The organism is Geodermatophilus sp. SYSU D00766, from assembly GCF_054049915.1.
On record NZ_JBJGYI010000070.1, the window covers coordinates 1 to 11326 of the forward strand.

Here is an 11326-nt window from a genome sequence, read left to right on the forward strand (position 1 = left end):
CCCGCAGACGGCCCGCCAGTTCAGGACCACGAAGTCGCCGACGGCGACGTTGGTGACGCCCTCGCCGACGGCGGAGACGACGCCGGCGGCCTCGTGGCCGAGCAGGAACGGGTACTCGTCGTTGATGCCGCCCTCGCGGTAGTGCAGGTCGGTGTGGCAGACCCCGCAGGCCTGCACGTCGACCACCGCCTCCCCGGGCCCGGGATCGGGCACGACGATCGTCTCGACGCTCACCGGAGCACCCTTGCTGCGGGCGACCACGCCCCTCACCTCGTAGGCCATGCGCTGACCCTACGGGCGCCGCTCCCGCTGGTCAGGACCCGCTCGACGCGCGGGTTCCGGGACACCGACGTAGCGTTCTCGACTGGTCAGGACCCGTGCGGGGCCGGCCGTGCCGACCGAGCGGAGGTCACCGTGGCGCTACCCGGCTTCCTGCGGCGAGAGCGCATCGTCGCCCGACCCGGCTTCAACCGCTGGCTCATCCCGCCGGCGGCCCTGGCGGTGCACCTGTGCATCGGTCAGGCGTACGCCACGAGCGTCTACAAGACCGCCCTCGTCGGGCACTTCGAGACGACCCAGACGGCGATCGGCATCGTCTTCTCCATCGCCATCGTCATGCTCGGCCTGTCGGCCGCGCTGTTCGGGACGTGGGTCGACCGCAACGGGCCGCGCGCGGCGATGTTCACCGCGGCCTGCTTCTGGGTCACCGGCTTCCTCGTCGGCGGGCTCGGGATCGCCACCGGCCAGCTGTGGCTGCTCTACCTCGGCTACGGCGTCATCGGCGGCATCGGGCTGGGCATCGGCTACATCTCGCCGGTCTCCACGCTGATCAAGTGGTTCCCCGACCGCCCGGGTCTGGCCACCGGCATGGCGATCATGGGCTTCGGCGGCGGTGCGCTCATCGCCTCGCCGCTGTCCCGGCAGCTGATGAGCTGGTACGACCCGGGCTACGACGGCACCGCCGGCACGGTCCCCGACGGCAGCGCCGTCGCCGCGCTCTTCTTCACCTTCGCCGCCGTCTACCTGGTCTTCATGATGTTCGGCGCCTTCATCGTCCGGGTGCCCGCCGAGGGCTGGAAGCCGGCCGGCTTCGACCCGTCCACGGTCAAGCAGAAGGCGCTGGTCACCACGGAGAGCGTCTCGGCCCGCAACGCCGTCAAGACGCCGCAGTTCTGGCTGCTGTGGACCGTGCTGTTCTGCAACGTCACCGCGGGCATCGGCATCCTCGAGCAGGCCGCGCCGATGATCCAGGACTTCTTCCGCTCCGGGGACACCTCGACGGTCGCCGCCACCGCCGCGGCCGGCTTCGTCGGCGTCCTGTCGCTGTTCAACATGGCGGGCCGGTTCGTGTGGTCCTCGACGTCGGACTACATCGGCCGCAAGCCGATCTACATGGTCTACCTGGGCGTCGGCCTGCTGCTCTACGTCGCGCTGGCCACCATCGGCAGCAGCGCCACCTGGGTGTTCGTGCTGCTCGCCGCGGTGATCATCTCCTTCTACGGCGGCGGGTTCGCCACCATCCCGGCCTATCTGCGCGACCTGTTCGGCACCTACCAGGTGGGCGCCATCCACGGCCGGCTGCTCACCGCCTGGTCGGCCGCCGGGATCGCCGGTCCGCTGATCGTCAACAGCGTCCTCGACACCCAGGGCGAGCCCGGCAGCCTGGTGGCGGCCAACTACCGGCCGGCGCTGTTCATCATGGTCGGCCTGCTCGCCGTCGGGTTCGTCGCCAACCTGCTGGTGCGCCCGGTGGCCAGCAAGTGGCACGAGCCGCGCCACGACGCCGCCCCGGCCACCACCGCGACCCGCGAACGGAGCGCCACCCGATGAGCACGTCGATCTCGAACGAGCAGTCCGCCAACGGGCAGCAGCCCGTGCACACGCCCACCGGGCTGATCGCGTTCGCGTGGACGCTGGTCGGCGTCCCGCGGGCCTACGGCCTGTACCAGAGGGTTAAGACGGCACTCACCCTGTTCACCGGCTGACCCCGCCGGCCACTTCCGCGGAAGGGCACGGATCAGGACCGGCGCAGGGGCGGCAGGGGCAGGTGCGCTGACAGGTCGGCGCGGTTGCCGCTGGCGCTGACCCGCCCGTCGGCGACGGCCTCGGCCCAGCCCAGCTCGCCGGTGGCCAGCCGCAGCCAGGTGGCCGCGTCGGTCTCGACGACGTTCGGTGGGGTGCCGCGGGTGTGCCGCGGCCCGGGCACCAGCTGGACGGCGACGTGCGGCGGCACTCGCAGCTCCACCGAGCGGCCGGGGACCTGCTGGGCCAGCCACCGGGCGCTGGTCTTCACCGCCGCGCCCAGCAGCGGCCGCGACGGCTGCTCGGCCTCCCCGGTCAGCCACGGGCGGACCGCGTCGACGGCGGCGCGCAGCTCGTCGGCGGGGATCGGCTGCTGCGCCGGCATCAGCTGGTCGGGACCGCGCCCGCCGGCACCGTGCCCACGGTGGCCTCGGGCGTGCCGAACAGCGCGGGCAGGGTGGCCGTCCAGGCGGCGCGCAGCTCGGCCAGCGGGAGCTCGGCGACGCCGTCGACGGTGAGCGCGTCCCCGCCGGTGGCGCCGAGCTCGGTCACGGCCACCCCGGCCCACTCGGCGGTGGTGCGCACCGCCTCGGGGTCGGTCGTGGTGACGACGGCCCGGGCGCCGGACTCGCTGAACAGCGCGGTGAAGGGGTCGTCTCCGAGCCGCAGCGTCGCGCCGGTGCCGTACCGCAGCGCCGACTCCGCGAGCGCCTGCGCGAGGCCGCCGTCGGCGAGGTCGTGGGCGGAGGTGAGCAGCCCCTCGCGGGCCAGCGCCCCGAGCAGCTCGCCGAGCACCCGCTCGGCCTCCAGGTCGACCGCGGGCGGGCGGCCGCCGAGGTGGCCGTGCGCGACCGACGCCCAGGCCGACCCGCCGAACTCCGGCCGGGTCTCGCCGAGCAGCAGCACCGTCTCGCCGTCGGCCCGCCAGCCGGTGGGCACCCGGGTGCGGACGTCGTCGTGCACGCCGAGGACGCCGATGACCGGCGTCGGGTTGATCGCGACGTCGCCGGTCTGGTTGTAGAGGCTCACGTTGCCGCCGGTGACCGGCAGCCCCAGGTCGCGGCAGGCGTCGGCCAGGCCGCGGACGGCCTCGGCGAACTGCCACATGACCTCCGGCTCCTCCGGGGAGCCGAAGTTCAGGCAGTTGGTGACCGCCAGCGGCCGGGCGCCGCTGACGGCGACGTTGCGGTAGGCCTCGGCCAGGTTCAGCTGCGCGCCGGCGTAGGGGTCCAGGCGGGCGAAGCGGGCGTTGCCGTCGAGGCTCAGCGCGATGCCGCGGTGGGTGTCCTCGTCGATGCGGACCACCCCGGCGTCGTCGGGCTGGGCGAGCACGGTGTTGCCGCGGACGTAGCGGTCGTACTGCTCGGTGACCCAGGTCTTGTCCGCGCCGTCGGGGCTGGCGACGACGGCGAGCCAGTGCGCGGCCAGCTCCTCGGGCGTCTGCGGGCGGGGCAGCGCGGCGGGGTCGTCGGCCCGCAGGTCGTCGAGGTCGGCGGGGCGCTGCATCGGCCGCTCGTACACCGGGCCCTCGTGGGCGACGGTGCGCGGCGGGACGTCGACGATCCGCTCGCCGTGCCAGTCGACGGTGAGCCGGTCGCCGTCGGTCACCTCACCGATGACGGTGGCCAGCACGTCCCACTTCCGGCAGACCGCGAGGAACTGCTCGACCTTGCCCGGCTCGACGATCGCGCACATGCGCTCCTGCGACTCGCTCATCAGGATCTCGGCCGGCGTCAGGGTGCTGTCGCGCAGCGGGACGCGGTCGAGGTCGACGTGCATGCCGCCGGTGCCGGCGCTGGCCAGCTCCGACGTCGCGCAGGACAGCCCGGCGCCGCCGAGGTCCTGGATGCCGGTGACCAGGTCGGCGGCGAAGATCTCCAGGCACGCCTCGATGAGCAGCTTCTCGGTGAACGGGTCGCCGACCTGCACCGACGGCCGCTTGGCCGGCCCCTGCTCGTCGAAGGTCTCGCTGGCCAGCACGCTCACGCCGCCGATGCCGTCGCCGCCGGTGCGGGCGCCGAAGAGGACGACCTTGTTGCCCACGCCCTCGGCCTTGGCCAGCCGCACGTCCTCGTGCCGCATGACGCCGACGCACAGCGCGTTGACCAGCGGGTTGCCGCTGTAGCAGTCGTCGAAGAGCAGCTCGCCGCCGATGTTGGGCAGGCCCAGGCAGTTGCCGTAGCCGCCGACCCCGGCGACGACGCCGGGCAGCACGCGGGCGGTGTCGGGGGCGTCGGCGCGGCCGAACCGCAGCGAGTCCATGACGGCGACCGGTCGGGCGCCCATGGTGAGGATGTCGCGGACGATGCCGCCGACGCCGGTGGCCGCGCCCTGGTAGGGCTCGACGTAGCTCGGGTGGTTGTGCGACTCGACCTTGAAGGTGACGGCGTAGCCGTCGCCGACGTCGACCACGCCGGCGTTCTCGCCGATGCCGACGAGCAGGTGCTCGCCGCGCGGCAGGTCACCGAAGCGGCGCAGGTGCACCTTCGAGCTCTTGTAGGAGCAGTGCTCGCTCCACATGACCGAGTACATGGCCAGCTCGGCGGTGGTGGGCCGGCGGCCCAGGATGTCGCGGATGCGCGCGTACTCGTCGCTCTTGAGGCCCAGCTCGGCCCAGGGCTGCTCGTCGTCGGGGGTCTTCGCGGCGACCTCGACCGTGTCGACGCTCATGCGCTCACGACCGACTGCAGCACGCTGGTGAAGAAGGGCAGCCCGTCGGTGGAGGGCCCGGTGAGCTCCTCGACGGCGTGCTCGGGGTGGGGCATCAGCCCGACCACCCGGCCGTCGGCGCTGGTGACCCCGGCGATGTCGCGGAGGCTGCCGTTGGGGTTGCCACCGACGTAGCGGACGGCGATCCGGCCCTCACCCTCGAGCCGCTCGAGGTCGGCCGGTGCGGCGACGTAGCGGCCCTCGCCGTTCTTGACCGGGACGACGATCTCCTGGCCGGGCGCGTAGGCCTGCGTCCAGGCGGTGTCGGCCCGCTCGATGCGCAGCCGCTGGTCGCGGTTGCGGAAGTGCAGGTGGCTGTTGCGGGTGAGCGCGCCGGGCAGCAGGCCCGCCTCGCACAGCACCTGGAAGCCGTTGCAGATGCCGAGCACCGGGAGGCCGTCCCGGGCGGCCTGCACGACGTCCTGCACCAGCGGCGACCGGGCGGCGATGGCGCCGGCGCGCAGGTAGTCGCCGTAGGAGAAGCCGCCGGGCAGGACGACGGCGTCGACGCCCCGCAGGTCGTGGTCGGCGTGCCAGAGGACGACCGGCTCGGCGCCGGCGAGACGCACCGCGCGGGCGGCGTCGACGTCGTCGAGGGAGCCCGGGAAGGTGATGACCCCGATGCGCACGGCTCAGGCCTCCGGCAGGTGCAGCTCGACGTCCTCGATGACCGGGTTGGCCAGCAGCGTCTCGGCGATCTGCTCGAGCTCGGCCCGGTCGGGCGTGCCCTCGACGTCGAGGACGAAGTGCTTGCCCTGGCGGACCCCGGTGACCTGCGTGTGGCCGAGGCGGCCGAGTGCGCCGAGCACCGCCTGCCCCTGCGGGTCGGAGATCTCGGGCTTGAGGACGACGTCCACGACCACCTGAGGCACGGCTCCCGAGCGTACCGGGGCCCGCGCGGTGGCCGAGATCGGCGCTGTCGTGGCCATCAGCGCTCGATGGCCACGAGACCGCCGATCTCGTCAGCGCAGCGCCCGGCGGATCCCCGCGATCACCTCGTCCGGGCGCCCGAGGACGTCGGCCGAGGTGAAGCGGAGCACGGTCCAGCCGGCCGCGACCAGGCGGTTCTGCCGGCGCACGTCCCCGACGAAGACGTCGCGGTCGCGGTGGACGTCGCCGTCGAACTCGACGATCACCCGCCGGTCGGGCCAGGCCAGGTCCGCGCGGCCGAGCTGCCGTCCGGCGCCGTCGCGGACGACGTGCTGCAGGACCGGGTCGGGCAGACCGGCGGCGTGCACCAGCCACCGCAGCACCGACTCCATCGGGGACTCCGCGCGCGGGTCGGCGACCGGCAGGACGGCGCGGGCGCGGGCCGACCCGCGGCCGGTCGGCCGCCGGGCCAGCTGGCGCTCGAGGTCGGCCCGCGACACCCAGCGATCGAGGAACTGGTCGGTCACGGCGAGCAGGGCCGGCGGCTGCAGCACGCCGGCGAGGTCGCGCCACGTCCGCTCCGGCGTGGTGACGGGCATCGCGCCACGCCGGGTCACGTCCGCCGCCGGCAGGGGCGTCCTGTGCACCCGGCGGTCGCGGCGGCTCCCCGACCGGGAGCTCATCGGGACGGTCACGTCGACCCGCCGGTCGGAGCGGTCCTGCAGCGGGACCTCGACGTCCCAGAGGACCGCGGCGGTGGTGTGACTGGCCACGGCTCCGGGCGGCGCGGTCAGCAGGACGGCGGCGAGCCGGGAGCGCACCTCGCCGGACAGCGCACGCGGCAGGTAGGTGTCGCGGGAGAGGCGCTCGACGTCGGCGTGTCGCAGCTGCCAGTCGCGGACGCCGGCGTCGAGCGCCTGGGCCCGGGTCGCGGGCCCGGTGAGACGGGATCGGACACGACGGGTCGGCACCCGCGCACTCTGGCGCGAACGGCACGCGTCCCGCTCCCGTCGTCCACAGGCCCCTCCCGCGAGATCGGCGGTCTCGTGGCGATCAGCGGCTGAGGGCAACGAGACCGCCGATCTCGCGGAGAGAGGTCAGTCGACGACGAGGCGCCAGACGGCGTCGGGGTCCTCCCAGTGCGCGTTGTGGCCGGCGCCCTCGATCAGCACCGCGCCGGGGTCGATCCGCCGCATCGCGGACAGACCCACCATCGGGTCCGCCGAGCCGGCCGCCAGCCGCAGCGGCGCCCGCGCGCGGGACAGCACCTCCTCGACCGGCGGGCCGACGGCGCCGAACGCGCGCGGGTCGAGAGCCGGCGTCCAGCCGCCGTCGACCTCCCGGACGCCGGCGGCGGCCACCTCGGAGGACGGGTCCACGAGCCCGGTCAGCCCGGCCAGCCGCAGGTGCCGCTCGACCGCCTCCTCCCGCGTGGCGAACACCTGCGGGGGACGGGAGGCGAGACGGCGGGCGCCGGCCTCCTCCTCGGGCGTCCACTCGATCTTGACGCCGACGGCGACCACCCGGTCCACCTCGACGCCGTACCAGCCGCCGGCGAGCACCGCGCCGACGACGCCGCCGAAGGAGTGCCCGAGCACGGTGACCCGCTCGGCGCCGGAGGCCACCGCCACCGCGGCCACGTCCGCGGCGTGGACCGCGTACCCGTAGGGCGGCTCCGCGAGGGAGGCCCCGTGCCCGCGCAGGTCCGGCACCGCCCAGGAGCCGGGCCAGGAGCGCTCGACCAGCGGCAGCAGCCGGTCCCACACCGCGCCGGTGGCCCCCAGCCCGTGCAGCAGGAGCAGCAGGTCGCCGCCCGGCCCTCCCGAGCGGTAGCTGCTGCCGGCGCGCGTCGAGGACACGTCAGCGGAAGGTAGTGCCCGTGAGCTGCTCGTAGGCGGCGACGTAGCGCTCCCGCGTGGCGGCGACGACGTCGTCGGGCAGCGCGGGCGGGGGGGAGACGCGGTCCCAGCCCGAGGAGGTCAGCCAGTCGCGGACGTACTGCTTGTCGAACGACGGCTGCGGCGACCCCGGCGACCACGACGCCGCCGGCCAGAAGCGGGACGAGTCGGGCGTGAGCACCTCGTCGCCGAGCACCAGCCCCCCGTCGTCGGCCAGCCCGAACTCGACCTTCGTGTCGGCCAGCAGGATCCCCGCCCCCGCGGCGATCTCGGCGCCGCGGCGGTACAGCGCAAGCGTCAGCTCGCGCAGCTCCGCAGCGCGGGCGGCGCCCACCAGCGACTCCACGCGCGCGAAGTCGATCGCCTCGTCGTGCTCGCCGGCGGCGGCCTTGGTCGACGGCGTGAACACCGGCTCGGGCAGCCGCGACCCCTCGACCAGCCCCGGGGGCAGCGGCACGTCGCGGATCGAGCCGGTGCGCGTGTACTCCGCCGTCCCCGAGCCGGCCAGGTAGCCGCGGGCCACGCACTCCACCGGCAGCATCTCCAGCCGCCGCACCAGCACCGCCCGGCCGGCCACGGCGGCCGGCACGTCGGTGGCCGACAGCAGGTGGTGGGCGGCGCCGAACGCGTCGAGCACCGGGGCGAGCTGCTCGAACCACCAGACCGACAGCTGGGTGAGCACCCGCCCCTTGTCCGGGATCGGCGTCGGCAGCACGTGGTCGTAGGCCGAGATCCGGTCGGAGGCCACGAGCAGCAGCCGCCCCGGCCCGGCGTCGTAGACCTCGCGGACCTTGCCGCGCGCGACGAGGGGCAGGTCGAGGGTCACGACAGCGCGGCCAGCCGGTCGAACAGCGGGCCGAGGTTGCGCACGTAGCCCTCGGGCCGGCAGATCTCGTCCAGCCGCGCCTCGTCGAGGGCGACCCCGGAGGCGGCCGCGCGGGACCGCAGCGTCTCCCGGAACGGCGTGCCGCCGTTCCACGTCTCCATGGCCGCGCCCTGCACCAGGGCGTAGGCGTCCTCCCGCGACAGCCCCGACTCGACGAGCTCCAGCAGGACGGCGGAGGTGTAGATCAGCCCGCCGGTGAGGTCGAGGTTGGCCCGCATCCGGTCGGCGTCGACGACGAGGCCCTCCACCAGGCCGGTGGTCAGCTGCAGCAGGTAGTCGGTGGTGATGGCGGCGTCGGGGAGGAAGACCCGCTCGGTGGAGGAGTGCGAGATGTCGCGCTCGTGCCACAGCGGGATGCCCTCCATCACCGGGACGACGGCGGCGCGCACCACCCGCGCGAGCCCGGCGATCCGCTCCGAGCGGATCGGGTTCTTCTTGTGCGGCATCGCGCTGGAGCCCTTCTGGCCGGAGCCGAAGGCCTCCGACAGCTCCCGCACCTCGGTGCGCTGCCCGTGCCGCACCTCGAGCGCGACCGCCTCGCACACCGTGGCGATCACCGCGAGCGCCGCGACCCACTCGCTGATCGAGTCGCGGATGACCACCTGGGTCGAGGCGTCGGCCGGCCGCAGGTCCAGCGCCTGGGCGACGGCGACCTCGACCGACGGGTCGATGAGCGAGTACGTGCCGACGGCGCCGGAGATCGCGACGACGCCGACGCGCTCGCGGGCTGCGCGCAGCCGGTCGCGGGAGCGGGCCGCGGCGAAGGCGAGGTCGGCGACCCGGTGCCCCCACACGACCGGCTCGGCGTGCACGCCGTGGGTGCGGCCGACCCGGAGCGTCGCGCGGTGCGCCAGGCCGTGGTCGCGCAGCGCCGCCACCAGCCGGTCGGCCTTGGCCAGCAGCACGTCGGTGGCCTCGGTCAGCTGCACGGCCAGCGCGGTGTCGAGCAGGTCCGACGACGTCATGCCGTGGTGCACGTACGCCGCGGCCGACCGCGGCTCGGTGTTGTCGGCCCACGCGGTGAGGAAGGCGATGACGTCGTGCTGCGTCGTCTCCTCGATCTCCGCCACCCGGGCCGGGGTCGGGGGCGGCGCGTCGCGCACCGGCTGCACCACCTCCGCCGGCACCCGCCCCGCGGCCGCGTGCGCCTCGAGCACCAGCGTCTCCACCCGGCACCAGAGCTCGTACTTGTGCTCGTCGCTCCAGACCCGGCCCATCTCGGGGAGCGTGTAGCGGTCGATCACGCGGGTACCGCCCGCACCCGGTCGGCTCGTCCACGGTCAGGTCGTCGCAGCACGGGGGCATCCTCCCGCAGGGCTAGCGTGATCGCGTACGGCCCCCACTCCCGCGGAAGGACCTGGCGATGCTGCGACGGGCCACCCACCTGGTCGCCCGGGCGCGCGAGCGCATCCGGACCGCGAGCGAGCGCGACCCGTACACCTGGTCCCCGCGCGACGACGACCGGGCGATCCTGGTGCACGACACCGGCACCGACGCCGTCCCCGACGAGTGCCCGCCCGACGGCGACCCGCCGCTGGGCAGCCCCGAGCCCGGCGCCCCCGACCTCGACGGGCCGCTGGCCCCCGGCGGGGTGAGCGGTCCGCCCGAGGGGGGCCGGCCGCACCGGCCCGCCGAGCGCACCCGGCGGCTGCTCGGGCCCGGGTACGACCCGCCGCACGGTGACGCCGCGGTGCCCAGCGGCCTGCGCACGGCGGCCGCGTGGTCGTGGCGGCTGATCGCCGTCCTGGCCGGCCTGTACGTCCTGCTGTACGTGGCCTCCCACGTCGCCGTCGTCCTCGTCCCGGTGATGGTCGGGCTGCTGCTGGCGGCCCTGTTCCAGCCCGGTGCGGCCGCGTTGATCCGGCACGGCTGGCCGCGGTCGCTCGCCGCCACCCTCATGCTGCTGGTCGGGCTGGGAGTGGTGGCCGGGATCATCACGATGGTCGTCCAGCAGGTGACCGCCGGCTTCACCGACCTCGCCGACCAGGTCACCGAGGGGCTCGACCAGATCCGCGACTTCGTCGTCGAGACCTTCCCGGTCACCCAGCGGCAGATCGACGAGGCGCTGACCCAGGTGCAGGACTTCTTCACCACCAACCAGGAGACGCTCGCCAGCGGCGCGCTCACCACGGCCGCCACGGTCGGCGAGGTGTTCACCGGCATCGTCCTGACGCTGTTCACGCTGTTCTTCTTCCTCAAGGACGGCCGGTCCATCTGGCTGTGGCTGGTGGGCCTGTTCCCGCGCGACTCGCGCCCCTACCTCGACGAGGCCGCTCGCCGCTCGTGGCGCACGCTGATCTCCTACGTCCGCGCCACCGTCGTCGTCGCGGCCTTCGACGCCGTCGGCATCGGCATCGGCCTGGCGATCCTGGGCGTCCCGCTGGTGGTCCCGCTGGCCGCGCTGGTCTTCCTGGGCGCGTTCATCCCGCTCATCGGGTCGTTCCTCGCCGGCACCATCGCGGTGCTCGTGGCGCTGGTCTCCGTCGGCCTGGTGAAGGCCCTGATCGCCCTGGCGATCGTCATCCTGGTCATGCAGATCGAGGCGCACCTGCTGCAGCCGCTGCTGCTGGGCAGGGCCGTGCACGTGCACCCACTGGCCGTCGTGCTGGCGATCGCGGCCGGAGTGCTCCTGGCGGGCATCTTCGGCGCGCTGATCGCGGTCCCGCTGGTGGCCTGCGCCAACGTGGCCGGCACCTACCTGTCGCGTCGGCACGAGGGGCCGCGCCCGCCCGAGCCGCGCCCGGAGCGGGCCCGCCCGGCGGTGGGCGTCCGCTGAGGCGGGGCGCGCCGGGATCAGGTGACCTGATCGTCGGGCGTCCTCCCGCACGGTGGGACGTGAGGGAGGAAGCGCTGCGGTGAGGGAGGACGGGCCGGCGGCTACGGGTGCGTGATCCGGCCCTCGACGGCGGCCAGCGCGATGTGCGTGGGCCAGTGCGCGCGG

12 protein-coding genes are annotated in these 11326 nt (G+C 74.7%); 3 read left to right on the forward strand and 9 right to left on the reverse strand.

What is annotated here, in order from left to right; translation table 11 throughout:
* A partial coding sequence (locus ACI8AD_RS24420; protein ID WP_456873122.1) for an alcohol dehydrogenase catalytic domain-containing protein occupies positions 1 to 282 on the reverse strand: 282 nt, incomplete at its 3' end.
* Positions 283 to 414: 132 nt separating this feature from the next.
* Between ACI8AD_RS24420 and ACI8AD_RS24425 the strand changes: the two genes are divergently transcribed.
* Positions 415 to 1830 (forward strand): OFA family MFS transporter, encoded by a 1416-nt coding sequence (locus tag ACI8AD_RS24425; protein WP_456873123.1) that lies wholly within the window; start codon positions 415 to 417, stop codon positions 1828 to 1830.
* The gene (locus ACI8AD_RS24430) at positions 1827 to 1985 is read left to right on the forward strand and encodes an MFS transporter small subunit (RefSeq protein WP_456873124.1); all 159 of its coding nucleotides are present in this window, start codon (positions 1827 to 1829) and stop codon (positions 1983 to 1985) included. Before ACI8AD_RS24425 ends, ACI8AD_RS24430 begins: the two co-directional genes overlap by 4 nt.
* A gap of 32 nt (positions 1986 to 2017) precedes the next feature.
* Here ACI8AD_RS24430 and ACI8AD_RS24435 read toward each other — a convergent pair whose 3' ends face one another.
* The 8 genes from ACI8AD_RS24435 to purB all read right to left on the reverse strand — a co-directional run bounded on the left by ACI8AD_RS24435 (position 2018) and on the right by purB (position 9629).
* Entirely contained in the window at positions 2018 to 2407 is a 390-nt protein-coding gene (locus tag ACI8AD_RS24435; RefSeq protein WP_456873125.1) for a sterol carrier family protein, read from the reverse strand.
* A complete protein-coding gene (gene purL, locus ACI8AD_RS24440) occupies positions 2407 to 4692 on the reverse strand; it encodes a phosphoribosylformylglycinamidine synthase subunit PurL (protein ID WP_456873126.1) in 2286 nt (761 codons plus the stop codon). The genes ACI8AD_RS24435 and purL overlap by 1 nt, the downstream gene beginning before the upstream one ends.
* On the reverse strand, positions 4689 to 5360 hold the full coding sequence (gene purQ / locus ACI8AD_RS24445; protein WP_456873127.1) for a phosphoribosylformylglycinamidine synthase subunit PurQ: 672 nt from the start codon (positions 5358 to 5360) through the stop codon (positions 4689 to 4691). Before purQ ends, purL begins: the two co-directional genes overlap by 4 nt.
* A 3-nt stretch (positions 5361 to 5363) precedes the next feature.
* On the reverse strand, positions 5364 to 5603 hold the full coding sequence (purS, locus tag ACI8AD_RS24450) for a phosphoribosylformylglycinamidine synthase subunit PurS (protein ID WP_456873128.1): 240 nt from the start codon (positions 5601 to 5603) through the stop codon (positions 5364 to 5366).
* Positions 5604 to 5693: 90 nt separating this feature from the next.
* Positions 5694 to 6572, reverse strand: coding sequence for a DUF559 domain-containing protein (locus tag ACI8AD_RS24455; protein WP_456873129.1), 879 nt, complete (start codon positions 6570 to 6572; stop codon positions 5694 to 5696).
* A 126-nt stretch (positions 6573 to 6698) separates the two neighbouring features.
* Positions 6699 to 7460 (reverse strand): alpha/beta fold hydrolase, encoded by a 762-nt coding sequence (locus ACI8AD_RS24460; protein WP_456873130.1) that lies wholly within the window; start codon positions 7458 to 7460, stop codon positions 6699 to 6701.
* A 1-nt stretch (position 7461) separates the two neighbouring features.
* On the reverse strand, positions 7462 to 8325 hold the full coding sequence (locus ACI8AD_RS24465; protein WP_456873131.1) for a phosphoribosylaminoimidazolesuccinocarboxamide synthase: 864 nt from the start codon (positions 8323 to 8325) through the stop codon (positions 7462 to 7464).
* The gene (gene purB, locus ACI8AD_RS24470) at positions 8322 to 9629 is read right to left on the reverse strand and encodes an adenylosuccinate lyase (RefSeq protein WP_456873132.1); all 1308 of its coding nucleotides are present in this window, start codon (positions 9627 to 9629) and stop codon (positions 8322 to 8324) included. The genes ACI8AD_RS24465 and purB overlap by 4 nt, the downstream gene beginning before the upstream one ends.
* Positions 9630 to 9748: 119 nt before the next feature.
* On the opposite strand from purB, the gene ACI8AD_RS24475 reads away from it, so the two are divergent.
* Complete coding sequence (locus ACI8AD_RS24475; protein ID WP_456873133.1) at positions 9749 to 11161, forward strand: AI-2E family transporter; 1413 nt, start codon at positions 9749 to 9751, stop codon at positions 11159 to 11161.
* The last annotated feature ends 165 nt before the right edge of the window (positions 11162 to 11326 follow it).